Source organism: Kurthia sibirica (assembly GCF_003143975.1).
Classification (GTDB): Bacteria; Bacillota; Bacilli; order Bacillales_A; family Planococcaceae; genus Kurthia; species Kurthia sibirica.
Window position 1 is genome coordinate 75,516 of the sequence record NZ_QFVR01000011.1, and the last position, 25,659, is coordinate 101,174.

19 protein-coding genes are annotated in these 25,659 nt (G+C 35.8%); 15 read left to right on the forward strand and 4 right to left on the reverse strand.

The window, feature by feature from the left end:
• Positions 1–542: 542 nt before the first annotated feature.
• From DEX24_RS09715 to DEX24_RS09740, 6 genes are all read left to right on the forward strand, one after another.
• A complete protein-coding gene (locus DEX24_RS09715; protein ID WP_109306235.1) occupies positions 543–1,700 on the forward strand; it encodes an aminotransferase class I/II-fold pyridoxal phosphate-dependent enzyme in 1,158 nt (385 codons plus the stop codon).
• A gap of 240 nt (positions 1,701–1,940) precedes the next feature.
• On the forward strand, positions 1,941–2,657 hold the full coding sequence (locus DEX24_RS09720; RefSeq protein ID WP_109306236.1) for an IspD/TarI family cytidylyltransferase: 717 nt from the start codon (positions 1,941–1,943) through the stop codon (positions 2,655–2,657).
• Positions 2,654–3,679, forward strand: coding sequence for a ribitol-5-phosphate dehydrogenase (locus tag DEX24_RS09725; protein ID WP_109306237.1), 1,026 nt, complete (start codon positions 2,654–2,656; stop codon positions 3,677–3,679). The genes DEX24_RS09720 and DEX24_RS09725 overlap by 4 nt, the downstream gene beginning before the upstream one ends.
• Positions 3,680–3,682: 3 nt before the next feature.
• On the forward strand, positions 3,683–4,807 hold the full coding sequence (locus DEX24_RS09730; protein ID WP_109306238.1) for a CDP-glycerol glycerophosphotransferase family protein: 1,125 nt from the start codon (positions 3,683–3,685) through the stop codon (positions 4,805–4,807).
• Positions 4,808–4,819: 12 nt separating this feature from the next.
• On the forward strand, positions 4,820–5,986 hold the full coding sequence (locus DEX24_RS09735) for a CDP-glycerol glycerophosphotransferase family protein (RefSeq protein WP_109306239.1): 1,167 nt from the start codon (positions 4,820–4,822) through the stop codon (positions 5,984–5,986).
• Positions 5,987–5,998: 12 nt separating this feature from the next.
• On the forward strand, positions 5,999–7,522 hold the full coding sequence (locus DEX24_RS09740) for a glycosyltransferase (protein WP_109306240.1): 1,524 nt from the start codon (positions 5,999–6,001) through the stop codon (positions 7,520–7,522).
• A 246-nt stretch (positions 7,523–7,768) separates the two neighbouring features.
• Here the strand turns inward: DEX24_RS09740 and tagD are convergent, their stop codons facing one another.
• Positions 7,769–8,167 carry a glycerol-3-phosphate cytidylyltransferase gene (tagD, locus tag DEX24_RS09745; RefSeq protein ID WP_109306241.1) on the reverse strand — a complete coding sequence of 133 codons (399 nt, stop codon included), beginning with the start codon at positions 8,165–8,167 and terminating at the stop codon, positions 7,769–7,771.
• 74 nt (positions 8,168–8,241) lie between these two features.
• The gene (locus DEX24_RS09750; protein ID WP_109306242.1) at positions 8,242–9,399 is read right to left on the reverse strand and encodes a CDP-glycerol glycerophosphotransferase family protein; all 1,158 of its coding nucleotides are present in this window, start codon (positions 9,397–9,399) and stop codon (positions 8,242–8,244) included.
• A gap of 269 nt (positions 9,400–9,668) precedes the next feature.
• On the opposite strand from DEX24_RS09750, the gene DEX24_RS09755 reads away from it, so the two are divergent.
• The 4 genes from DEX24_RS09755 (at position 9,669) to DEX24_RS09770 (ending at position 14,257) form a co-directional block, all read left to right on the forward strand.
• On the forward strand, positions 9,669–10,838 hold the full coding sequence (locus DEX24_RS09755; RefSeq protein WP_109306243.1) for a CDP-glycerol glycerophosphotransferase family protein: 1,170 nt from the start codon (positions 9,669–9,671) through the stop codon (positions 10,836–10,838).
• Between the two features lie 227 nt (positions 10,839–11,065).
• Positions 11,066–11,875, forward strand: a complete 810-nt coding sequence (locus DEX24_RS09760) for an ABC transporter permease (protein WP_109306244.1) — start codon at positions 11,066–11,068, stop codon at positions 11,873–11,875.
• Positions 11,876–11,895: 20 nt separating this feature from the next.
• Complete coding sequence (tagH, locus tag DEX24_RS09765) at positions 11,896–12,687, forward strand: teichoic acids export ABC transporter ATP-binding subunit TagH (protein WP_109306245.1); 792 nt, start codon at positions 11,896–11,898, stop codon at positions 12,685–12,687.
• Between the two features lie 22 nt (positions 12,688–12,709).
• Positions 12,710–14,257 carry a glycosyltransferase gene (locus DEX24_RS09770; protein ID WP_109306246.1) on the forward strand — a complete coding sequence of 516 codons (1,548 nt, stop codon included), beginning with the start codon at positions 12,710–12,712 and terminating at the stop codon, positions 14,255–14,257.
• A gap of 33 nt (positions 14,258–14,290) precedes the next feature.
• Here the strand turns inward: DEX24_RS09770 and DEX24_RS17015 are convergent, their stop codons facing one another.
• Positions 14,291–15,016 carry a hypothetical protein gene (locus DEX24_RS17015; protein ID WP_146192980.1) on the reverse strand — a complete coding sequence of 242 codons (726 nt, stop codon included), beginning with the start codon at positions 15,014–15,016 and terminating at the stop codon, positions 14,291–14,293.
• A gap of 260 nt (positions 15,017–15,276) precedes the next feature.
• On the opposite strand from DEX24_RS17015, the gene DEX24_RS09775 reads away from it, so the two are divergent.
• From DEX24_RS09775 to DEX24_RS09785, 3 genes are all read left to right on the forward strand, one after another.
• A complete protein-coding gene (locus DEX24_RS09775; RefSeq protein WP_109306247.1) occupies positions 15,277–16,221 on the forward strand; it encodes a nuclease-related domain-containing protein in 945 nt (314 codons plus the stop codon).
• A gap of 32 nt (positions 16,222–16,253) precedes the next feature.
• Positions 16,254–16,598, forward strand: coding sequence for a hypothetical protein (locus DEX24_RS09780; protein ID WP_109306248.1), 345 nt, complete (start codon positions 16,254–16,256; stop codon positions 16,596–16,598).
• Between the two features lie 211 nt (positions 16,599–16,809).
• Positions 16,810–18,366: a glucosaminidase domain-containing protein gene (locus DEX24_RS09785; protein WP_109306249.1), complete on the forward strand. Its 1,557-nt coding sequence runs from the start codon at positions 16,810–16,812 to the stop codon at positions 18,364–18,366.
• Positions 18,367–18,402: 36 nt separating this feature from the next.
• Here DEX24_RS09785 and DEX24_RS09790 read toward each other — a convergent pair whose 3' ends face one another.
• Complete coding sequence (locus tag DEX24_RS09790; protein WP_109306250.1) at positions 18,403–21,411, reverse strand: hypothetical protein; 3,009 nt, start codon at positions 21,409–21,411, stop codon at positions 18,403–18,405.
• Positions 21,412–21,915: 504 nt separating this feature from the next.
• Here DEX24_RS09790 and DEX24_RS09795 point away from each other — a divergent pair.
• Together DEX24_RS09795 and DEX24_RS09800 are read left to right on the forward strand one after the other, a co-directional pair.
• Complete coding sequence (locus tag DEX24_RS09795) at positions 21,916–24,957, forward strand: glucosaminidase domain-containing protein (protein ID WP_170112907.1); 3,042 nt, start codon at positions 21,916–21,918, stop codon at positions 24,955–24,957.
• 496 nt (positions 24,958–25,453) lie between these two features.
• The coding region (locus tag DEX24_RS09800; RefSeq protein ID WP_146192981.1) for a hypothetical protein at positions 25,454–25,659 on the forward strand (206 nt) is incomplete at its 3' end.

Sequence of the window (25,659 nt, forward strand, 5' to 3'; positions counted from 1 at the left end):
GGCTGCTTTTTCCTATCATCAAAAAAGTATCTAGGCTAAGCAGTAAGTAAATCGAGCTAACCGGTAAGTAAATCGAGCTAACCGGTAAGTAAATCGAGCTAACCGGTAAGTAAATCGAGCTAACCGGTAAGTAAATCGAGCTAACCGGTAAGTAAATCGAGCTAACCGGTAAGTAAATCGATCCAACCGGTAAGTAAATCGATCCAACCGGTAAGTAAATCGATCCAACCGGTAAGTAAATCGAGCTAACCGGTAAGTAAATCGAGCTAACCGGTAAGTAACACCTGTATAAGTTAAAAATATTACTTTTAAATCAAACCATCACCATCACCATCACCCGCGCCAACAAATCACATGATAGCGAAGGATATTGTCGCGATCAAGGGAGTAGATAAAGGACTGGGATTGATTGAATAGATTGACTTTACAGGGAATACGGTAGCTATTGCCAAGAAAATCGATAAGTAATGAATGTTTTTTAGCGATGGTTGACGTATAATGAAGGAACTATAAAGCAATAAAATTGAAAGAGGGACTAGTACATGTCATTACAAATGAACCAACGCATAACAGATTTAGGGATTTCGGGTATTCGTGTATTTTCTAACAAGTTAGTGAATTATCCGGACGCGCTAAATTTAACAATTGGTCAACCAGATTTTGCTGCACCACAGGCGGTTAAAGAAGCAGCTGCACAATCGATACTCAACGATCAAACAGGGTACTCGAGCAATGCGGGATTATTAGAGCTTCGTGAAGCGGTAGCAACATTCTTTGAGGATAAATATCAATGTCATTATAATCCACAAACGGAAATTATGGTTACGAATGGAGCAAGCCAAGCATTGGATGCTGTGTTACGGACGATACTACTTCCAGGAGATGAGTTGATTATTCCAGCGCCAATGTATGCAGGTTATGTCCCGGTAATTGATAGCCTTGGTGCAAAAGCCGTGTATCTGGATACGACAGATACACAGTTTCAACCATCAGTTGAACGATTAAAAGAGTTGATTACACCAAATACGAAAGCGGTTATGTTTAATTACCCGACAAATCCGACAGGTGCAATTATTGCGCATGACGTGATGGATGAAATTGTTGAATTTCTAAAAGATCAGGATGTATATATTATTTCAGATGAAATTTATAGTGAAAATACATTTGAACATGAGCATCGTTCGTTTGGTTATTATCCTGAAATAAAAGATCGCTTGTTTTTAATCCATGGTCTTTCAAAATCACATGCTATGACAGGGTATCGCATTGGTTTCTTGATGGGTCATGAGCGCCTGATTGCTCACACAGTGAAAGTATCAGCTTTCAATATTTTATGTGCTTCTGTCCCAAGTCAATATGGGGCAATCGCAGCATTAACGGTTGCAAAAGATACACCAGCAGATATGAATAAAGACTATATTGATCGCCGCGACTATGTTTATGGTCGTCTTATTGAGATGGGATTTGACGTGCAAAAACCACAGGGAGCCTTTTATATTTTCCCTTCGATTACTAAGTTTGGTATGACTTCAGAAGAATTTGCCACACGCTTAATGGAAGAGGGCGGTGTAGGTGTAGTGCCAGGTTCGGCTTTTTCAAAAATAGGTGAAGGTTATATTCGCATAACGTATGCTTATGCAATGGATACATTGATTGTTGCGATGGATCGTATGGCAACTTTTTTGAAAAAAATAATATAAATAGATTAAACCTCACAGTTTTATACTGTGGGTTTTTTACTATTTCACTAATTTTGTAACATAAAGTATATATTCTATTAATATTGGAAAGGTTTAGTGTCGGTAATGTTTCGGGAATATGAAGATTGTAACGAAACTCATCGAATACTCATGGAAAATTAATAAAATGATAATATCAGTTGCATGACTAAAAATGAGAAAATAGAAGTCATAATGTAAATTAAAAGGGAGTTGTTTTGTATGATATATGCAGGAATTTTAGCTGGTGGAAAAGGTACAAGAATGGGGAATGTACCGATGCCAAAACAATTTTTAACTTTACAAAATAAGGCGATTATCATACATACTGTTGAAAAATTTATTTTAAACAGTAAAATCGATAAAATTATTTGTGCTGTGCCAAAAGATTGGGTGCAATATACGAATGATTTATTGAAAAAACATCAATTAAATATACCGCGTGTGTCAGTTGTGAGTGGTGGTACAGATCGCAATGATACAATTATGAAAGTAATAGAAGCAATCGAAGGTGAATTCCAGACGACAGAAGAAGATATTTTGATTACACATGATGCGGTGCGACCATTTTTAACACATCGCATCATTGAAGAAAATATAGAAAAAGGTTTGTTAAACGGCGCAGTAGATACTGTAATTGAAGCAATCGATACAATTGTAGAATCGACAGATGGACAATATATTACGAATATCCCTGTGAGAAGTGCAATGTATCAAGGACAAACACCTCAAACATTCAATATTAAGAAACTAAAATCATTATATGACGGCTTAACTTCGGAAGAAAAAGAGATTTTAACAGATGCAGCAAAAATATTTGTTATTAAAGGAGAAAAAGTCGGATTAGTGAGAGGCGAAACCTACAATATTAAAGTGACGACACCTTATGATTTAAATGTAGCGAACTCTATATTGAAAGGAAGTTTAGATAAAAAATGATCAATCAAATATATAGACTTGTCTCAGCACGACAGTTTGAGATTAGCTATAAGGAGAGATCAATTACAGATCAACAAGTAGTTGTTCGCCCTACGCACCTCTCAATCTGTGCTGCTGACCAACGATATTATACAGGTAAGCGTGGAGAAGAAGCTATGAAGAAAAAACTACCGATGGCTTTAATTCATGAAGGCATCGGGGAAGTATCCTACGATCCGAAGAATATTATTCCAGTAGGTACACGTGTAGTAATGGTACCAAATATGCCGACACAAGAGGATGAGTTTGTCGCAGAAAACTACCGTGTAGGAAGTCAATTTCGTTCAAGTGGCTATGACGGCTTTATGCAAGATTATGTCTTTTTAAATCGTGATCGATTAGTATTTGTGCCAGATAATATTTCATCGCCGGTAGCGGCATTCACTGAATTGGTGACAATTGCCACACATGCTATTTCACGCTTTGAGAAAAAAGCAATCGCTCGCAGAGGCAGTTTTGGCGTTTGGGGTGACGGGAATTTAGGTTATATTACATGTTTACTTTTAAAATACATGTATCCAAAGTGTAAAGTTACTATTTTCGGGAAGACACAGTATAAGCTGGATCATTTTTCATTTGTTGATGAAGCGATTTTTATAAATGATATTCCACAAGATTATGAAATTGATCATGCAATTGAATGTGCAGGTGGTAAAGGGAGTCAATATGCCATTGATCAAATGATCGACATTTGTAAACCTGAAGGTACATTAGGCTTACTAGGTGTCAGTGAATTTCCAGTCGAAATTAATACACGTATGGTATTGGAAAAAGGTCTTACTTTATTCGGCAGTAGCCGTAGCGGCAGCTTGGATTTCCAAAACACGATGGATTTATATGAAAAACATCCTGAAATACCAAACTATTTATCAACATTAGTCGGTAATATTACAACGGTAACAACCGTTAAAGATATCATTGCAGCTTTCGAGGAAGACCTATCGCGCTCTTGGGGTAAAAGTGTGATGGAATGGAAAATATAGTGTATGAAAATCCAACGAATCGTCCAAAAAATATATAAAGCGACTGTCGCTACGCTCTATAAAGTTTTGACCATATTTTCAACAGTGAAGCCACAGAAAATTGTTTTTTATCATTATAGAAAGGACGAATTAGAAGGGAATCTTCTGCAAATTTATAAAGAAATGACGACAACTATGCCAATGAATGACTATTATGTTCGGCAATCATCTAGAAAAATGGGCTTTGGTCTTTTTAAAGAATTATGGATGATTCGAGATGCCTCTAAAATAATAATTGATGATTATTTTTTAACTGGTTATTTAATAAAACCACGTAGACAAAGTGAGATTATTCAACTTTGGCATGCAGCAGGAGCATTTAAAAAATTTGGCCATAGTACTAAAAACACACATTTTGGTCCGTCAGATGACTATTTAAGCATCATTCCAATTCATAGTAATTATTCCAAGGTATATGTCTCAACTCCACAAAGTGCTATTTATTTTGCGGAAGCATTTAATATGAAAGTGGAAGATATTTATGGATTAGGTATTCCAAGAATTGAGCAATTAAAGGAAGCCTCAACAGAACCACCAATGCCTCTAACCACACAACAAAGGCAAAAGCAGAGTGTGCTTTTTGCCCCTACGTATCGTGCTGAAAAAGGTCATAGTGAATCTGATTTAAAATGGGCGACAGAAATAAATGCGATAATTGATGAGATTCCCGATCATTTATTACTGATTATTATTCCACATCCATATTCTAAAAAAGAGGAATGGGAAAAGTTGATGGAAAATGATAAAATTATCATTGATTTCAATCATAATGTGAATGATTGGATGCCATATGCAGATTGCTTTGTTACCGACTATTCCTCAGCCATTTTTGAATATGCCCTATTTGAAAAACCGCTTGCTAATTATGTCCCGGATTTACAGCAATATATGGCTAACAGAGGTCTTTATCGCCCGATTGAAGACATTTCAGATGGCGCCATTTTGACCAATCGTCAGCAATTAGTTGCTTGGCTCTCTGAACGTAAAAAAGGTGAGAAAATGGATACGTCACATATGGTTCAAGAAAATATCGGCAACACAGAAGATGTATCCCAAAAAATTGTTCAGCATATATTTGCAACAAAGTGAGGTTTCTTAATAATGGTAAAAAAACTAACATTCAAACAACGCGTCGATAAAAAATTCAAGAGAGAGGTTTTTCAACTTCTTTATAAAATCTTTTCAATCATGCCTATAAAGAAAAAGAAAATTGCTATTTTGTCCGACAGTCGCGCCTCTCTAAGTGATAATTTCCGCTTTGTTTATGAGGAATTACAAAAGAGAGACAACTACGATTATTTCTTTTTACTAAAACCATCTGTGAAAACGAGAAAACGTTATATAGAAATAATCAAACTGGCTTATCATATTGCCACAGCAAAAGTGATTTTAGTCGATGATTATTATCCAATGGTTTATCCGTTAAAAATCCGTAAAAATGCGGACCTTATTCAAATTTGGCATGCAGTAGGCGCATTTAAAACATTTGGCTTTAGTCGCTCGGGTAAACCAGGTGGCCCAAAACCAACTTCTATTGCGCATAAAAACTATACGAAAGCCATCGTTAGTTCTAAGTATGTCGCGCCTTTTTATGCAGAAGGTTTTGGCATTACGGAAGATAAAGTGGTGGCAACGGGAATCCCACGTACCGATATTTTCTTTGACGAGCAATATAAGGAAAATAAATATGCAGAAATGATGACGAAATTCCCAGAATTCGAAGGCAAGCATATTACATTATATGCACCGACATTCCGTGGACATGGTCAAAGTAGTGCAGTATTTCCACAAAAAAAATTAGAACTAGCTAAAATTTATGATAGTTTAGGGGAGCAAGATCTCTTCCTAATCAAAATGCACCCATTTGTGTCGAAGAAATTTAAAATACCTGCGCAATATAAAGATAAAATAATCGATATGACAAAATATCCAAGTGTTAACGATTTGTTATTTATTAGCGATATCTTAATTACTGATTATTCTTCGGTATGTTTTGAATATGCATTGCTCAATAAACCGATGATTTTTTATTGCTTTGATCTTGAGGAGTATGTTTCTTCACGTGATTTCTATATACCTTATGAACAGTTCACACCAGGCGAAATCGTGTATAATACGGAGGAGCTAATAGATGTGATGCAGAAAAAAACGATTGATCATTCTGTTGATTATAGTGAGTTCACCACGAGATTTTTTGATGATCTTGATGGTAAATCGACTGAAAGAGTTGCAGACCTCATCGTCTCTTGCATGCATGAACGTAAATAGGGGGATTGTAAAATGAAGCGTAAGATTTTTATGGTCGTTTATGATATTGATGTAAACAAGGGAGGCATTAATAGCGTGATGTTTTCCCGCACGCATCTTTTTAATAACGACAGTTACTCAAGTGATATTGTGACATTGGATGACAAATTAAATTACCCTGAAATCGTCAGTGAATTGCATGATGACGGTCGTTTAAATGAGCAATCGTCCATTATTAATATTTATGATTTCTATCGTAATAAATTTACGAGTGGAGGCATAAATGAGGATATTGTCGCACATTATAATAAAAATATGCAAAAAGAAGAACCGGGCTATCACTTTTATTTTGATGGTACGAGTGCACGTTATTTTGATAATGGGCGTTATGTGAAATATAAGCGGTGGACAGAAGATGGTAAATTATCTGTTGTCGATTATTTTTCAGATATGCGTGTGCGTGAAACAAGAGAAGAATATCATCCAGATGGTTATTTGTTGAGAAAGATGACGTATCATCCAGCAGATAATAATGTTAACCAGGAGCATTACTTTACGAAGGAAGGATTCTGTTACTTATCACGTTGGTTTAATCATGTAACCGGTAAGCAACAGCGCGTCGTGTTATTTAGTCCAGATAAGCAAAATGCGCGAGTATTTTCTACTAATTTGGAGTTTCATTCGTATTTTTTAGATGAGCTTTGTTCGACAGAAGATACGAAACCGGTTGTTATTTGCGATGGCCCGGGTTCGAGTGCAAAAGTGCAGCGTATGAAAAAAGAAAGTGCATCTAAAATTTATACGATTCATCGCAATCATTTACAAGAACCTTTTACTTTAGGGAGCAAGCTAAAAGCGGATGATGAGCTCGTATTAATGAATGAAGATCGAGAAGCGCCAATTGTGGTTTTGACAAATAGGCAAAAAATCGATATCGAAGCGCAATTCCCCGAGATGAAATGGAATATTCATGTCATTTCACATGCTATGCCGATAGAAACAGTAGAAGTGGAGAAAAAAGACAATCTGATTGTTGTTGTCAGTAGATTGAGTAAAGCAAAACGATTGAATTTACTCATTGAGGCTTTCAAAAAAACATCGGAAGAAGTACCAGACGCAAAATTGCATATTTACGGCTCAGGTGTTGAAAAAGCAGCTCTTCTAGCTCAAATAAAAGAATTAAAATTAACGAAAAAAGTACGTTTAATTGGCTATACGACTGAACCAAAAGTGAAGTTGGCGCAGGCATTATTTACTGTGAATACTTCAGCCTATGAAGGGCAAAGTTTAACTTGCCTAGAAGCGTTTTCGATGAAAACAGCGGCGCTGTCATTTAAAATTAATTACCTTGTTCGAGAAATGTACCAAGAAGGCGTAACCGGTGCATTAGTTGAGAATAATAATGTAGATGAATTGGCTGCTTATATGACGGATTGGTTATATAATCCTGAAAAAGTAAAACAATATGGTGAACAAGCGTATAATATTATTCGAGAAAATTATACGCTCGATAAACAATACAATGAGTGGCATCATTTGATTCAAACATTACAATAAGCTAAGTTATTAAAAAAACGTCCAATCGGTTATATGCCGATTGGACGTTTTTTAGTAATTATTTTTGGTTCTATACGATTTGTTGGGGTTTTCAAATAATACCATCTCTGTTCGACACTTTCCGCGTGCTTGTGGTATGTAACGCAAAAAGTACAACGCCACCGATTCGTTCGAAATGAACAAATACAAAAAGTGGCATGATTTGAAAAATCCAAATCACGCCACCCCAACATTTGACGTAGAACCTTATTTTTGAGCTTGTGTCATTAAATCTTCTTTGATTTTTGTAGTTGAAATACCTTCTGTACGCGGTAAGTATGTAACTTCGCAATGTTCTGCTAAAAAGTCAAACTTACCTTCCCAATCATGACCCATCACAAATTGATCTACATTGTATTTTTGAACATCCTGCACTTTTTGTTCCCAATTATCTTCAGGAATTACTTTGTCGACATATTTAATCGCTTCAAGAATTTCTTTGCGGTCTGCAAAGCTATAATATGCTTTTTTGCCTTTTAATGCATTAAATTCATCAGATGAAATAGCAACAATTAGATAGTCACCCATTGCTTTAGCGCGGCGAAGAATGTTGATATGACCAACATGTAGAAGGTCAAACGTACCATAGGTAATAACAGTTTTCATTAGATTTGCCTCCAAGTAGCTTTGTATTATACTTTCGGTAATTATAGTACATCTATAGTGAAAAATAAAGATAATTAAGATTTTTGCAATAAATAAGATGCTAAATTTTGAGAAGATGTTCCGTGTGAATACGTATTCCATTTTTCAGAGAAGTCTTCAATGATACGCAAATCAAAGTCTAAATGTAGAATTGTATGAATTAATTCATCATCACTATCGACAACAGGACCAGGTACCATTGAAGCATAATCTGACCAAAAACCACGGCTCATCGCATATTGCTCGATGTCATAGGGATAGAAAATTTGCGGCTTGTTGAAGAAAGCAAACTCATATGGAATCGAAGAATAATCACTAATTAGGAAATCAGTAACTGTCAGAACTTCATGAATGGCTACTGTATTCTCCAATATTGTAATTCGCTCATCGTCAATCAGCGTGAACGATTGTGCAACTGCTGGGTGTAATTTAATCAAAATATGATAATCTGCTCCTAGTTCTTGAACAATTCGTTTAAAATTAAGCGGAATCTTTTGTTGTTGCAACTCAAAATCTCGGAAAGTGGGTGCATAAAGCACAACTTTTTTACCGTCAATTATCGGATAGCTTTCGAGAAATTGACGTTTTGTAGCGGCGATTGTTTCTTCGTCAAAATAAAAATCAGTGCGAGGAATACCAGTGCGCAGAAAAGCGTCCGGTGCTTTATGAAAAGCAAGACGGAAGACTTTACTCATTGCTTCAGAGCCGACAACAATTTTATCCATACGCTCGTAGACATCACGAAAACGATTAATGGCTGATGGTGAGCGGTAGGCGATACTTGGATCAGATAAGGCAAACTTTTTGATAGCGCCTGCTGCATGCCATAGTTGGATACATTCAGTTCTTGGATTGTTTGGTAATGTACTTAATATTGGAAAATAATTGTCAACTATTACTTTTGAAGAAGTAGCTAAATGATAAATTCCTTTTATGTAAGCATACGAATCTTGATAATCAAAAGATAATACTTCATGCACATCAAGATCACTAAAATCTTCCTGGCATTTAGTTGTTTTCAAAACAATAATATTTTTGAAGCCCTTGTCATTTAATGCTTTTATCGTATAACGTGCGTTATCACCAAAGTCACAAATAAAGGTCATTTTTTTGCGAATGGGGAGCAATTTAAATGTCAAAAACAGTAATTTATTTATTTGTAGAAAGAGTTTAATAGACCATTCTTTTGTCATATATTCACCTAATTTTTTGAAAAATTTCATTCATAATTAAATATTATACCATACTGGACAATAGACTCGATAAGATTAAAAATTATTGTGACTTTTGACAACATTAATTCACAAAAATAATCTAGCGTTACATTAGGAATATGGTATTATAAAGAATAGAGAATTTAAACTAACAGGTTGAAAAACCCCAATTATATAAATGAAAGAGTGAGCGAGTTTTGTCTATAAAAAAACAGTTAGAAAGAGTGCTGCGTAAGGGATACAATTATATGGCACGTAAACCCCGTATTAAAAATCTTGTTGTTTTTGAAAGTTTCCATGGCAAGCGTTACAGTGATAATCCACGGGCAATTTATGAATATATGAAAGAAAACTGTCCGGAATATGACTTGATTTGGTCAGTAGACAAAGGAAGCATACCGATGTTTAAAGAGATGGGCGTACCATATATACGTCGTTTTACATTTAAATGGTTGAGAACATTTCCACGAGCGCAATATTGGGTAAATAATGTTCGTCTACCAAAATGGATGAAAAAACCAAAAGGTACGACATATTTACAAACATGGCACGGGACACCATTGAAAAAACTAGGTACTGACATTGAAGAAGTCTATATGCCAGGCACAAAAACATCTAAATACAAAAAAAATATTATTACCGAATCAAAAAACTGGAGTTATTTAGTGGGACCAAATGCTTACTCAACAGAAATTTTAGCGCGCGCCTTCCATTTTAAAGGCCCGGTTATTGAATCAGGTTATCCGCGTAACGATGCGTTAAACAATCCAGAGCCATCAAAAATCGCTAAAATACGTCAAAACTTGAATATTGATCCCAAGAAAAAAGTTGTATTATACGCTCCAACATGGCGCGACGATCAATTTTTTGAAAAAGGAAAATATCGTTTTGAATTCCAATTTGATATTGAAAAATTGAAAAAAGAACATGGTGAAGATATTGTTGTTTTAGCGCGTATGCATTATTTAGTATCCGAAAGCTTTGACTTCAAACAATACGGTGACTTCATTTTAGATGTATCTAACTATTATGATATTGCAGATTTATATTTAATTAGTGATGTACTCATTACCGATTATTCAAGCGTATTCTTTGATTATGCTGTATTAAATCGTCCAATCATATTTTATATGTATGATTTAGAAGATTATCGCGATCGCCTACGCGGTTTCTATTTTGATATCGAAGCAGAAGCACCAGGTAAAATTTTGAAAGAGCAAGATGAATTATTCGCCGAAATCACGCGTTCGCTAAAAGAGGGACATGCTGATGAAGAACAATTCAAACGTTTCCAAGACCGCTTCTGTGAATGGGAAGATGGCCGTTCATCGGAACGTGTAGTGAACCGTATGCTCTATTCAAAAACAGCACCCGTCTTGCCCGTAATGGCAGAAAAAGAAATATCTGAAGTCGTATAATACTATTATTTTAGCTCGAGGACTTTCATGCCTCGAGCTTTTTTTACGCGTGAATACCACATAAAAAAGGTCGCCATTATTATAGTAGAAAGCCATGTTTATTTGACCTATTGATGGTGACGAATATGATATAATAAACGATATATTTGTGCTTCAGACACATATGCAACTATTTCTTGCATGTATCGTTACTAGTAATTGAAATACACGGAATTGAGGAATTATAAATGAAAGCAATGTTTAATATCGTGAAGGAGCAAATTAGCTCGTTTTATCTCATACAACGACTTGCTAAATTCCAGCTTCGAATCGACAACCAAAGCAATTATTTGGGCTTTTTATGGGAAGTTATTAACCCAGCAATCCAAATGGCAATGTATTGGTTTGTATTTGGTTATATTATGCGAAGGAATGAGGAAGTTGGCGACATACCATATGTATATTGGATGCTCGCAGGTATTTCTTTTTGGTTCTTTATTAACAAAGCAATCCTACAAGGTTCGAAAGCAATTTATCAGAAATATTCGATGGTCGCCAAGATGAATTTCCCATTATCGGTCATTCCAAGCTATATTATTATGGGGAAATATTATGGACATCTCGTTTTACTAGCTGCACTTATTGTATTATTTTGTTTTGGAGGATACTATCCATCCATCCACTATATTGAATTACTGGTCTTCTTAGTAATGGCCTATTTATTAGCCTTTTCTATCACATTATTAACATCAACCTTAACAGTCGTTGTGCGAGATTTACAAATGCTCATCCAATCTGTTTTGCAAGCGATGTTTTTTATTTCACCTATACTATGGGATCGTTCTGGTAGCATGCCAGAATGGTTACAAGCAGTATTAGTACTTAATCCTTTTTATTTTTTAGCAAACGGTTATCGCGCCGCGTTATTAGAGCAAAAATGGTATATTGTCGATCATTGGCAATTGGCATTGTATAATGTCGGTTTAATTATTGTACTATTATATATTGGAGCAAAAGCTCATTATAAATTTAGAGATCGTTTCTCTGACTTTATTTAAGATTATGGAGGATGCTGAAAATGGCGGAATCAGTTGTATTAAAAAACATATCAAAAACATATCGTATGTATCAATCAAAGGGACAGCAACTTGCTGATTTAATATTCCCAGGTAAAAAAGGCTCTTCCTTCCATGCAATCGAAAACATTTCATTTGCGGTGGAGGAAGGCGATGTCGTAGGTCTTGTTGGTATAAATGGCTCAGGAAAATCCACATTATCTAATATTATTGGCGGTCTCATCCCAGCTACATCTGGTGAAATGGAAGTCAATGGTGAAGTGAATGTCATCGCCATTAAATCCGGTTTGAATAATGCGTTAACGGGCGCAGAAAATATCGAATTTAAATGTTTATTAATGGGCTATTCAAAAGAAAAAATAGCTAAAGTTATGCCAGATATTATCGAGTTTTCGGAGTTAGGTGATTTCATCTATCAACCTGTTAAGCAGTATTCAAGCGGCATGAAATCAAAACTGGGTTTTGCTATTAGCGTAACCGCTAACCCCGATATTCTCATCATTGATGAAGCATTATCTGTAGGAGATCAAACATTTACAGATAAATCCTTAGCCAAGATGTTAGAATACAAAAAACAAGGAAAAACCATATTTTTCGTCAGTCATAATTTATCACAGGTACGCAATTTCTGTACTAAAATTGCTTGGATAGAAGGCGGTAAATTACGTGAATTCGGTCCAACCAATGTGGTGATGCGCAACTATAGTGCATTTCTGAAAGATTACAATAAGCTGACGCCAAATCAGCAAAAAGAATTTAGAGATCAGCTTGCAACACAACGTAAGAATCAATAAAACGGTTGGGACGTGATTTTCTATGAAAAAGACATTATTTATGTCTGCGTGGGATATGGATGTAGAAAAGGGTGGCGTCAATAAAGTAATGCTTCGTCGTTCCTATTTACTAAAAAACAAAAAATATCAACCAGTCTTACTAACGATGGACTATAAACCAAACTATAAAGAAATTCAAAATGAATTGCGCGCAACTGGGCAATTACATCTTGATGTAAAAATTCTCAATATTTTCGATTATTATCGAGAAAAATTTGCCACGGACGTAATTTCAGAAGTAGAGCGTCAGCATTTCGAAAAAAGCAGACAAAAGTTTGAAGACGACTATTGGGTAGAAGATGCTGGGGACCATGCACGTTATTTCTTCAATGGTCGCTACGTAAAATACAAGCGTTGGAACGAAGATGGTAGCTTACGTGTTGTTGATTATTTTGATGAAAACCGCGTACGTATCAGCCGTGAAGAATTTCATATAGCAGGTTACAAAATCAAGGAAACCTTATTCCACCCTGCAAATAACAAAAAAAATCAAGAACGTTATTTTACACCAAATGGTTTTTGTTTTATCACATTTTGGTTTAACTATACGACGGGGGCTTTACAACGTATTTTCTTATTTGACCCCAAGTTTTCAAAAGCACTCGACTTTAAAAATCGTCAAGAATTCCAAAGTTATTGGTTGACAGAACTCTGTCGCTTAGAAGCAGTTAAGCCAATCATTATCGTAGATGGGGCTGTGACAGCAGATCGGGTAGCAGCAGTTGATGACGAACTGGTCGACAAAGTATTTGTCCTTCATGGGAATCATCTCGTTGCACCCTATACAAAAGGTAGCGGTTTCCGCAAAGCGATTCAACCAATTATTGATGCTATTCCAAAGGGATATGCAACAGTTGTTCTAACTGATGCGCAACGCCAGGATCTTCATAGTGAGGTCGGGAATCGTGGTAATATCCATGTTATTCCAAATACTGTATATTCAAACGAACCGCAGGTAGATAAAAATCCATTCCAATTAGCGATGGTTTGTCGTTTAGTACCAGCAAAACGTGTTGAACATGCGATTAAAGCCATTCATAGTTTAATTGAGGACATTCCTGAAATTCAGTTGACTATTTATGGAATTGGTGATGAAGAAGAAAATCTTCAAAAATTAATTGCCGATTGTCAGCTAGAAGCAGCCGTTAAATTAATGGGCTATACGAATAAAACAGATGAAATATATCGAAGTTCTGCCGCATTAGTGATGACATCTGAAGCAGAAGGTTTAAGCCTTTGTATGCAAGAGTCATTTTTAAATGGTACACCTGTTATTTCATATGATATTAACTACGGACCTGCACAATACATCGTCAATGATGTCAATGGTTACCTCGTGGAAAACGGGCAAATTGACGCTCTTGCCGAGGCGATGAAAAAGATAATTTTAGATCCACAACATGCTAGCAAATTAGGTGCAGCAGCTCAAAAATTAGCCGAAGAACAATTCGACGAACAAACCTATATCAAACGTTGGGAAGACGTACTGAACTTCGCAGCAAGCAAAGGTCCAAAACTAACGATTATTTAACCCAACCCGATCTGCACGCCAGATCGGGTTTTTCTATGCCAACGGAGCTAGAGACGAGCCAACCAGTAAGTAAAGCGGGTCAAGCGGTAAGTAAATGGGGCCAACCAGTAAGTAAAGCGAGTCAAGCGGTAAGTAAATGGGGTCAAGCGGTAAGTAAAAGAGGCTAACCGGTAAGTAAAGCGGGTCAACCGGTAAGTAAAAGAGGCTAACCGGTAAGTAAAGCGAGTCAAGCGGTAAGTAAATGGGGTCAAGCGGTAAGTAAAGCGGATCAAGCGGTAAGTAAAGCGGGTCAAGCGGTAAGTAAAGCGGGTCAACCGGTAAGTAAAAGAGGCTAACCGGTAAGTAAAAGAGGCTAACCGGTAAGTAAAGCGGGTCAACCGGTAAGTAAAAGAGGCTAACCGGTAAGTAAATCGACACAACCGGTAAGTAACACCTGTATAAGTTAAAAATACAACTTTTAAATAAAGTATCCGTCATGGTCCGCGCGCAAAAAATTGCATGATCACGAAGACTGTCGCCGCGAGTAAGGGAGTAATTCAAGCTAGTTAGGCTAACCGGTAAGTAAAGCGGGTCAACCGGTAAGTAAAGCGGGTCAACCGGTAAGTAAAGTGGGTCAACCGGTAAGTAAAAGAGGCTAACCGGTAAGTAAAGTGGGTCAACCGGTAAGTAAAGCGGGTCAACCGGTAAGTAAATCGACACAACCGGTAAGTAACACCTGTATAAGTTAAAAATACAACTTTTAAATAAAGTATCCGTCATGGTCCGCGCGCAAAAAATCGCATGATCACGAAGACTGATGTCGCGAGTAAGGGAGGCATTAAGGATTTTTTGACATATATTATTAAGTTGAGATCACGCGCAAAAAAATAAATAGAGGGGTGTTTTTGTAAAATCTACTGGACAAGGTAAATTTCAGAGCAGTTATCGAAAAATCGATAGACAGTAAAGTTCAGTGAAAAAAAGATAATTTTACAAAAATTTGAAAACGTCCTATCATGGAATAGAAGGGGGAATTGATAATGAAGAATATACTTTTTACTCCGAATCCTGAAATACATAGGTTGAAAAAATTTCATGCTAGATTACGAAATACGACTTTGAAAAACAAGGTGCAAAATGAAATTATCCGCTTAGAAGCGGGTGATGCAGGTGAAAAAATTGTCGCTAATCAAATTCAAAAAGTTGCTCAAAAAATCACCTTACACTGTTTTCATAACGTTATGATGAACTCGAATGGTTTGTTTCAAATGGACTTTTTAATTGTAACGAATAAAATGTTATTGATTGTAGAAGTTAAAAACATTATTGGTCATATTACGCTAACTAAAAACCCACAGCAACTGATTCGCAAACAAGTAAATGGTAAAGTTGATAAATTTAGAAGTCCCATCATTCAAATAAATAAATATATTAAACTGATGGAAAAGTGGTCTGTACAAAATAATTTCTCGCTGCCCGTATATGGTATCGTTATTTTTCCGGCTCTTTCTTCAATTGTTAGTGGTGACCATGCCGAAGGGTTCATCATCGACTTAGTAGAAATTCAAGAATTTATTGAGAAAAAACACGAAGAATTGAAAAATAGCGATCATATTGAATATGTGAAAAATCAGTTAAAAAATGAAATGATTCATGATTTTAAAGTGCATGTACAAAAGAGGTTTCCCTTTGTGAAAAATGATTTAGCCAATGGTGTTATTTGCAATTATTGCTATAGTAATGCAATGATCCCGATTAAAAGAGTATGGCGCTGCACAGTATGCCAACAGAAAAATTCGGAAGCTGCTAAAGAAGCAATTGATGAATTATTTTTATATTTTCCTAAAGCCTGTACAAAAAAACAGGTTGGAGAATGGCTAGTGAATGCAAGTAGAAATGAATTGATTCATTTGTTGAAGCAACCAGAAATTATTCCTTTAGGAAAGTATCGCAGTGCAAGCTATATACATAGAAATTATATATAATGGAAAAATAGGATATTTGAGGGGGCGTTTTTTTGAAAAAATCAATGAAAACGATAATTGTTTTAATCGTCATTATAATGGCATCTGCACTCATTTGGTTTAGTCAGCTAAATGGAAAATATACAAAGTTAACAAAGTTAGATGATTTTCCAATTCCGAAAAATTCTAAGATGATTTCGGTCGAGCAACAAAAGTTAATTTTTACAATTGAAGATTTGAAAGATAAAAAAATCGATCCCGCGTACAAACTGATCTTGAAAAAAGAAGGTTGGAATTTAGATTATTCACAGGGCAATATGTATATTTATCTGAAAAAAAATGAACGAGTTGCTATGGAGCTACAAGGTGAACGAGTGATTATAGAACATGTTGAATAATCACTAAAAATAGTAATAAAAGGATTTAAATGAATGGAAATGATGGATAATTACTGAAAAAAAGTTTTAAGAAGGAATTATAGGGGATTATTATAAAGAGAGATTGTTAGTTAATTTCATTAATATATGATAAAAAACCTATTCCGAATGTGAAAGTATAGAACTATTGACCGATACATGAGGTAAGGGTACAAGAGAGAGGACTGTTAAAATGAAACTCAAATGGCTTTTACCAATTATATTGGGCGTAGGTATAAGTTTGGTGGCTACAAATACGTTAGAAGCGAAAGCAGCAAAAGTAAATCAAATTGGTACAATTACAACGAAAACAGCAAAAATATATAAAACAGCTTCTAAAAAATCACAGGCAACGTCCGTTTCTACCAATGATTTGAAACGTTCATTTTATGTGAGAGAATCAAAAAAGGCGGATCAAACAACTTATTATCGTATTGAAAAAGGGACAACATCACTTGGCTGGGTAGCAACGAAGGATATAAAACGAACTTCGAGAACCCTGGTTTCAACACAAAAAAAGACCATGTACTTATTAGGCACAAATTTTGCATCAACAATGCCAGCAACTACGGCATCCAATCAATCGTATAATTTACAGATTCGTAGAGGGAAAACGGTTGTATTAAATCGCTATGAAAAAATTGGCAATGCGTATTGGTATAAAGGAATCATTTCAGGCACGACGAAAGCACGATGGATTCGTGATAATAATCTGACCAATAATGGCTTTGTAGGCTTAGATCTTCGGAAACCGTCAAATGTGACAACAAAAGATTTACAAGCATTGCTACTGTCAAAAGGAAAATCACCGGATAATATTTTATATCGTTTAGCCCCAGAGTTTATAAAAGCACAGGCATCGACGGGCGTGAATGCACAATTTATGTTTGCACATGCGGCTTTAGAAACCGGTTGGGGTAACTCAACAATTGCCCAGTACAAAAATAATTTATTTGGTTATCAAGCATATGACACTTGTCCGATTACTTGTTCAAAATACTTTCCAACAGGTGAAGCTGGTCTAAAATTATATGCTGAAAAAATTGTTAATAACTATTTGACAAAAACAGGTGCTTATTATAATGGTATGAATGTATTAGATATGAATGTTCGCTATGCAATGGATCAAGAGTGGGGACAAAAAATTGCCTTTATTATGCAATCGACAAAATCATATGATGCGAAATACTATAGTAAATTAAAATCTTCTATAAAAAAAGTGGGCAAGGCGACTGATTATGGCAGTGAAATACCTGCCAATAAACCACAGCCATCCAGTATGGTCACGTTACCATCTGCAGTGACTGGAACAGTAACAGCTTCCGCTGCAACAGTTCATTCCATCCCCTATATATATGGCGCACGTTATGGTTCTTATCCAAAAGGCAAAAAAATAACGATTAAAGCCTATCATCATGATGTTCGTGAATTTACCAATGCTACAGGTGGTAAATCGAGATGGTATCGCATTGCATTTGATGGTAGGCAAGGTTGGATTCGCAGTGACCAAGTAACGACTGCCAATCTGGCTTTTACGAATATTGATGCGACATTACGTGACGATGCAGGAACAAAATATCAACAGGTAGGCAATGCGGTGAAAAATACAGCAATAAAGCTTATTCTAAAAAATGACAAACCTGTAACGAAAAAAGATCAGGTGAAAAAAATCTGGTATCAAGCGTACAAACCAGGTTCTACTAAAACAAAGATTTGGATTCGCTCAGACCTTGTCACTATATTTAAATAATAAAAACCGTTGAAGACTAGTCTTCAACGGTTTTTATTATGAATAATTATTTATAAAATCCTTTAGTTCATCGTACGTAGTAAATTGTTCTAGAGCTATCTTTGTTTTAAATGTCTCGAAATCTGCGGGTGACATCGTTGTTATAGTAGAAAATTCATTAAGAAAATTTTCGATTGTTAAAGTCGAAGGCACCGTATTTATTTTATTAAGCAAAGCAGTTCTACTCGTTTGCAAAAGAGAATCAAGTATGGATTTTTCGTATGGATTCGCATCAAATAAGAAATTAAATGCTTTCTTGTTAGAGTAGTTATAGACATAGTCATGATCTGCCCAAGTTTGTTTAGTTAAGAAATCAGTAGCAGATAATGTTTCAACATTTTTTATAAATGCTCGAATCTCTGAAGAAAGTGTTGCTGACTCGGTGGTATTAATTATCTTTAACTTGAGTGTATGGAAATAATCATTTTCATCAATAATTGTAAAAAGAGTACCGTTAGCAATATATTGTGGTGGAATGAATAATTGCGTATTTTTTTTATCATATGTTAGTTTAGAGTTTATATCACCATTGACCCAGTAAAGATCATCAGAAATATAAATAGCTTTTGGATTATATTGATCGAGCATGTCAATACTGAATGAATAATCGCTATTAAAATAACCGTATCTTTCAATGATCTGTACGGGCTTTTCGCTTCTAGTATAAATAGAATTTATTTTACTAATTTCTGTTTCTAAAGGATTAATATGTTTGTAATAAAATAATAAATGTTGTTTTTTCTTCAATGAATAATTTTTAAAAAATAGTTTATTTTGTATAATATTTTCTTCTATTGTATTTTTCTGTGATTCGAGTATAGATTTATTTTGCTGTAGTAGTAATCCCTCCGTAAAAGAGTGAAACGAGTCGACATTAAATTGTGCATAATAAGCTGCAAGATCGCTAATAGGGTAAAAGTGGTCTTTTGTAACTTGTTCCAGTAGATACTGAAAATGATTGTGGTATTGTAACAAATCCTTAAAAAAAGTTTCTTTTTCTGTAACAGAAAAATCAGTATAAGCATCTAATACTAATTGATCATCGGCTAAAATGAGTAGTGACGAAATAGTGTTGTCTATAGGTTCTGTCACTGCAGCTTCTTGCGCAAGGGCATAAAGACTTGCGGTCGGTGGTAAATCTTGCAAGCTATGTTTATTTACCTGATCAAAGCGTATGTCATAATGCTTGTTTTGTAAATTGAGCAGTAGCGATAAATACTTGCTGCGCTGTTCTATAGGAGACAAACCAGTGTAATGTGAACGGAGTATTACTTCGGCTGTAGCCAATATACTGGTTTGAGAATTGAAAAAATTAGTATTATTAATAAGATAGTACGATATAACAGTATTCATAGCTTCCGTATCGCTTAAAAGTTTTGTTAAGCGTGTATCTAAATATTTTTTAAAAGCATCTATTGTATAAGGACCTGTAAAACTTTGTGTGTTTGTCAGACGCATATCGATTAATAATGCACGCATAAAATCATCAGTAATTGCAGCTGAACGAAAGTCTTTAGTAGAAGAAACGTCCGTCGCTGATGTGATGGGTGTCGAAGAATTGATGATAGTAGAGAGCGTATGAACAAATGTAAACACTTTACTGTGTTCTTTGACTAAAGCTTCGGTATTGGCTTGATTTTTTTGTAAATGGATATTGAGTAGTGGAACGTCGATTGCGCGAACTTTAGTTAAGCCAACTTGTTGGAAATCTGCAAAAGTACCTTGAGCATTTAAAATGGCGGCCCAACTCTTTTTTATAGCAGGTGGGGTGGATGGAAGAATAGGTGAACCACCACCTGAAGAGGGATCGCTTAATGTCAGACCCAGTTCGGCACTTAAGGAATCAAAATCTTTACGCTCAATAGGGTATGTTATTTTTCCGATTTGTGTAAAGAAATCACGCATGGCCGTGCTATAAAAAGTAATGAACTCCTGCTGGTTAGAGAAAATAGGAATTTGTTTTTTTCTTTCTATGACCAGTTGTAATGTGGCTACTACATCACGCATAGCAGCATCGGCACTATGAGGTGCGGTCATGTGTAACTGTGTAATCATCTCTGTGGCATCTGTAATATTTAAATGGAATTGCTCATTGAAAAGAGAGAGCAATGCTGCTTTTTTATCGGCATTACTTTCTTCATTAATTACTTTTAGAGCAGCCAATTGTTTGGTGATTACGTCAAAATCCGTCAATGATTGCTGTGCTTTTTTATGTGCACGTGCCAATTGTGCGTCTAAAATAATAAGGGAATCCGTAATGTGTAAACCGTCTATATAGTAACGCTCGTCATGTGGTCCATATAAAAGAAAACCAGATGCCAATTGCGAATTACTGTACCAATAATCATGAAAGGACACAAGACCTGTAGCTACAACACCATGTATATACAGTGTATGATCGTGAAAACCATGTACTAATTGACCTTGATTATAAAATAAGTTATTAAAAAAACCAGTACCTAAAAGACCGGATTTATAGTACTTCTTATTAAAAAGGCCAGTACCTAAAAGACCGGATTTATAGTACTTTTTATTAAAAAGGCCAGTGCCTAAAAGACCAGATTTATAGTACTTTTTATTAAAAAGACCAGTACCTAAAAGACCGGATTTATAGTACTTTTTATTAAAAAGACCAGTGCCTAAAAGACCAGATTTATAGTACTTTTTATTAAAAAGACCAGTACCTAAAAAACCGGATTTATAGTATTTCTTTTTTGATAGGCCCGTGAAAGGGAAACCCCTATGATATTTCTTTTTGTTGAGGGTGCCTGTGAAAATAGTGCCGTTATAATAGAGTGTTTTTTTATAGAGTGCAAAACCTTTTACGACGGTATTTTTACTTGTAACAACCAATTGTTTTTTAGCATTGAGTTTTACATGATGATCATATTTTTTGATAGGGGTATCTTTTTTTGCCTCAGCAATTGATGCCGAGGTAAACACTGTCATAATTAAAATAGGAATCACTATCATTTTACGTAGCTTGAAATGCCTATAACGGATCATATAATACCTCCAAAAGTATTGTTTGTCTAGTTAGTATACAATGAAATAACGAAAAATAGGTAAAAATCCATTAAATAGAATTTTAATGCGTTTTTAGTCATCTATTTAAATGGGTAGTAAGATAGGGAGGGTGTCAAATGATGGTGTTATGACATATTCGATGAAACTGTGAAAAAAGACCAGCTGTTATACAAGCAAATTTGTGCATTTGATCCGTTTGCTGAACATAAATTCAACCAGTGTAGTCGTCTAACATGAGCGTTACACAACGGATGAGGAGAATAGCTCATTTCGCTACCCAAGCTATAAGTTCTTTTACTAGTTGGACCAAACGTCTACTTGTCTAATCACCTCAACTAAATCGACTAGTGCTGCTAGATAATCTTCCTACTCTATTAAAGTATTGAAAAAATACTGATAAATGTGAAAAAATAATATCAAAAGACCTATTAAACTGTCGTATTATGTTATCATTACGACATATAATGAAAAGGAGAGATGAACTTGAATAAGAAAAGCTTTGTCATGGGTGCATTATCGTTGACGTTATTGACAAGTAGTGTAGTCGTACCTATGCCAATAAACAAGACAATACCAACCAGTGCTACCGCAGCGACGACACTATATAAACAATCAGCAACAAGTCAGCTCGGCCAATTAAAATCTGGAAACTCAAGAATCTATACAGCACCGGGCTCAAAAAGTAGCATAGCGGCAACAACAAAATATACGCATGAAATCTTTTATATAATGAAGAAAGCTATCGCACCAACAGGAGATACATACTATCAAATTAGTCGCCAAACGAACCCCAATCAATCGGTTATTGGCTGGATTAAAGCCAAATCCATTACGCGCCAAAGTTATACAGTGCAAAAAAATACGAAGAAAACACGTTATATTAAAGGAACCGGCGCGGGGTATAGTCGCCCGGGTGGTTTATCGCGTAATATACTGCTAGCTAATATGGCTGCATACAAAGAACAGACTTTCATCAATACGATGACAGTGAAGGTCGGTACCATCTATTGGTATCGAGCAACATTCAAAAATAAGATTGTCTGGTTACCAGCGACAGCACTCGTTGATCGACAATCAGTTGAAGCGATTCCAGATCCAGTGCTAACAACGACATCAAAAATTGCACGCATTGCATCGACGAAGGTTCGCTTAGTAAAGAATCTTCAACAGAATGACTCAGTGGTCAATACGACAACGTTAGTTAATCGCTCGTTTACCATTACTAAACAAGCACTTTATAATAAAAAGAACTATTATTTATTGATGGACGGCAAACAGGAAATAGGCTGGGTAGCGGTTGAGGATGTCACGAGTTATAGCTATAAAGCGCCTTCTGTGAAAAAGCTTAACTTAACTTTAACAGGTGAGGGCTATGGTTATTCTATACCATGGGGTGGTACACAGGATATTACGCTAAAACCGCTAACAGCACTTGAGAATACTACTTTTACTGTCACGCAAATGGCGACAGTAGGGAAAACGCCCTGGTATTTTGGTAGAGCAGAGACAGGACAGCAACTGTGGGTATCTTCAAGTCGTACGACTGCTAATAAACCGACAGCACCAGAAATTGCAGCACCCGTCATAAGTGCAACATCAAAAATTGCACGTATCGCATCGGCACAGGTCGCTATTTTCCGTGATATACAACAGCCGGAATCACTCATCGATACGAAAACCCTCGTTGATCGCTCATTGACGGTGACAAAACAAGCATTTTATCAGCAAAAGAACTATTATTTATTGATGGATGGCATAAAAGAGGTGGGTTGGATAGCGGAGCAAGATGTCACAAGTTATAGTTATCAAGCGCCTTCTGCCAAAAAAAGCAATCTCTATTTAACCGGTGGTGGTTATGGCTACTCGATTCCATGGGGTGGCACACAAGATATTACACAAAAACCACTGACAGCATTTGAACATACAGCATTTACCGTAACGCAAATGGCAATAGTGGGGAAAACACCTTGGTATTTTGGTACGACGACAACAGGTCAACAACTATGGGTATCTTCAAGTCGTACATTGACAACGTTACCAGAAGCACCAACGACACCAAACTATACGACGAATAATCGCCAAGCTACGCTCAAAGCGAGCACATTATGGTATACGAATATAACGACTCTCCAAACAAAAGTACCGACAACTGCAGAATTGACAGAAAAATTTTCGATGGCACGTTCTGCGACAAGTAATGGCAAAGAATACTATGAGTTGACGCGTACATCGACTGCTGGCAAAACGACTGTCGTCGGTTGGGTATTAGCTACGGCTGTCAATTCGACAATAGTAAAACCTGCTTCAACCACAAAAACAACGCTTTATTTGACAGGTAAAGGGAGCGCGACGAATTTGCCAAGTGCGACGAGCGCGACGAATACCGTATATAGTAGTTTGACAAACTATGGTGCAGCACAATTTTCGGCAACAGCTGTACAGCAGATTGCTGGTGTCACCTATTATTATGGTCGATTAGCTTCGAAATACGTTTGGTTAAGAGCCGACCAATTCGGTGAACCATTTCAATATGTCAATTTGAGAAAAGCATCACCCATTACGCAACAAGAAATGGAAACGTATTTAGTACGAAAAAAAACATCGATTATTATGACAAATAATTTGTATAAAACGATTCCAGTATTTTTGGATATGCAAAAAAAATACGGCATCAATGCACAGTTTATGCTGGCGCATGCGATTGTGGAAACCGGTTGGGGTGGCTCGCAAATTTCGCAATACAAAAATAATTTCTTTGGTTACCAAGCATATGATAGCTGCGCGATGACTTGCGCAATGTATTTCCCTACTGGAACCGATGGTATTCAATATTATGCAGATGCGATTTATCGCAAATATTTGCGCGTCGGAGCGATTTACAATAATGGTACGACAGCAGACGGTATGAATGTTAAATATGCTACGGATCAAACATGGTCTTTAAAAATCGCGCGTATTATGCAAGAGATGAAACCCTATGATGCAAATATCTATGATAAAGTGGCACCATCGACCATCGATCCGCTATTACCAAACTTTAACTACACGAATACGATTCCAGCTAATCAGTTAAAACCAGCATCTTATCATGATTTTGATGCAGGGATTACAGCGAAAACGACCGTATTAACAGCAGCAAAAGCACTGCCCTATATATATGGCAAGGAATTAGTAAAATATACGAGCGGTCAGACGCTTACACTTAGTGGTACGCATAATGATGTCGCTTCAAAATGGATGCGTGTCGTCGTTAATGGACAAGAAGCATGGGTGAGTCGCGACAGTTTGAAAATTGATAATTTGGCTATAACAACAACTGAGGCGAATATACGAGATCAGGCGACAACTGTTGGTTCAAAAGTATTAAAAACAGTAGCAATTAATACGTATATCAAAATTTTGACCGATCAACAGGGTAAATTCATCACAAAAATCGATGCCAACAATCAAATTTGGTACTCAATTCAACTACCAAAAACAAAAAAAACAGGCTGGATTAGTGCCACAATTATAAAAATTCAATAAAAAAAAAGAATTTCTCCTATTTGTGAGAGATTCTTTTTTTTATGATATATGCTCACTGTATATTACAGTACTGTGAATAATCGAGCATATAGGTCATATCAAAGTGATCTATATAATAGGAAGAAACTAAAGAGGATGGTTATGAGGACAGGGTGAGAAACATGACAAATATTACAGTGTAGAATTATAAAAGAAAATTACTTAGAAATAAATGGTAAAACATTAAAATGAATCAATAGTAATTAATTCACATTTATAATATTAATATTCCGTCATTCATAATAATATTAATGTTTAACTAGTATCTACCTATAATATAAAAATGATTTTATTGATAATATAATGATATAGTCCTTTAAAAGTTGAATATTTTGGAACAAAAAAGAGTGGAAATTCTTATGCCGTTAGACGATAATTAGGCTAAGCATGGTTAGCTGACGAGTTCAAAAAAACAGCATATGCTAATCATTATCCAATAAGGGAGGATTTTCAAAACATGACAAATTTCAAACTAGTTAAATCAGCAGCAGCTTTAGCACTTGGTGCTTCAGTAATTACATCAGCGGTGGTCGTACCAACTGATGCTTCTGCAGCAAGCAAATACAAGATCAAAAGCGGTAAATTAGTAGTAGCTAAAACAGGTAAAGTAGCTAAAGGTTTTGTAACATACAATAAACTTGTCTACAAAGACGGTAAAAAATT

Coding starts and splice junctions, on each gene's coding strand:
- DEX24_RS09775 (WP_109306247.1), top strand. CDS start 15,277: ATGAAGAATATACTTTTTACTCCGAATCCTGAAATACATAGGTTGAAA.
- DEX24_RS09770 (WP_109306246.1), top strand. CDS start 12,710: ATGAAAAAGACATTATTTATGTCTGCGTGGGATATGGATGTAGAAAAG.
- DEX24_RS09750 (WP_109306242.1), bottom strand. CDS start 9,399: ATGACAAAAGAATGGTCTATTAAACTCTTTCTACAAATAAATAAATTA.
- DEX24_RS09760 (WP_109306244.1), top strand. CDS start 11,066: ATGAAAGCAATGTTTAATATCGTGAAGGAGCAAATTAGCTCGTTTTAT.
- DEX24_RS09740 (WP_109306240.1), top strand. CDS start 5,999: ATGAAGCGTAAGATTTTTATGGTCGTTTATGATATTGATGTAAACAAG.
- tagH (WP_109306245.1), top strand. CDS start 11,896: ATGGCGGAATCAGTTGTATTAAAAAACATATCAAAAACATATCGTATG.
- DEX24_RS09720 (WP_109306236.1), top strand. CDS start 1,941: ATGATATATGCAGGAATTTTAGCTGGTGGAAAAGGTACAAGAATGGGG.
- DEX24_RS09715 (WP_109306235.1), top strand. CDS start 543: ATGTCATTACAAATGAACCAACGCATAACAGATTTAGGGATTTCGGGT.
- DEX24_RS09755 (WP_109306243.1), top strand. CDS start 9,669: ATGGCACGTAAACCCCGTATTAAAAATCTTGTTGTTTTTGAAAGTTTC.
- DEX24_RS09730 (WP_109306238.1), top strand. CDS start 3,683: ATGAAAATCCAACGAATCGTCCAAAAAATATATAAAGCGACTGTCGCT.
- DEX24_RS09790 (WP_109306250.1), bottom strand. CDS start 21,411: ATGATCCGTTATAGGCATTTCAAGCTACGTAAAATGATAGTGATTCCT.
- DEX24_RS17015 (WP_146192980.1), bottom strand. CDS start 15,016: ATGACGGATACTTTATTTAAAAGTTGTATTTTTAACTTATACAGGTGT.
- DEX24_RS09725 (WP_109306237.1), top strand. CDS start 2,654: ATGATCAATCAAATATATAGACTTGTCTCAGCACGACAGTTTGAGATT.
- tagD (WP_109306241.1), bottom strand. CDS start 8,167: ATGAAAACTGTTATTACCTATGGTACGTTTGACCTTCTACATGTTGGT.
- DEX24_RS09735 (WP_109306239.1), top strand. CDS start 4,820: ATGGTAAAAAAACTAACATTCAAACAACGCGTCGATAAAAAATTCAAG.
- DEX24_RS09785 (WP_109306249.1), top strand. CDS start 16,810: ATGAAACTCAAATGGCTTTTACCAATTATATTGGGCGTAGGTATAAGT.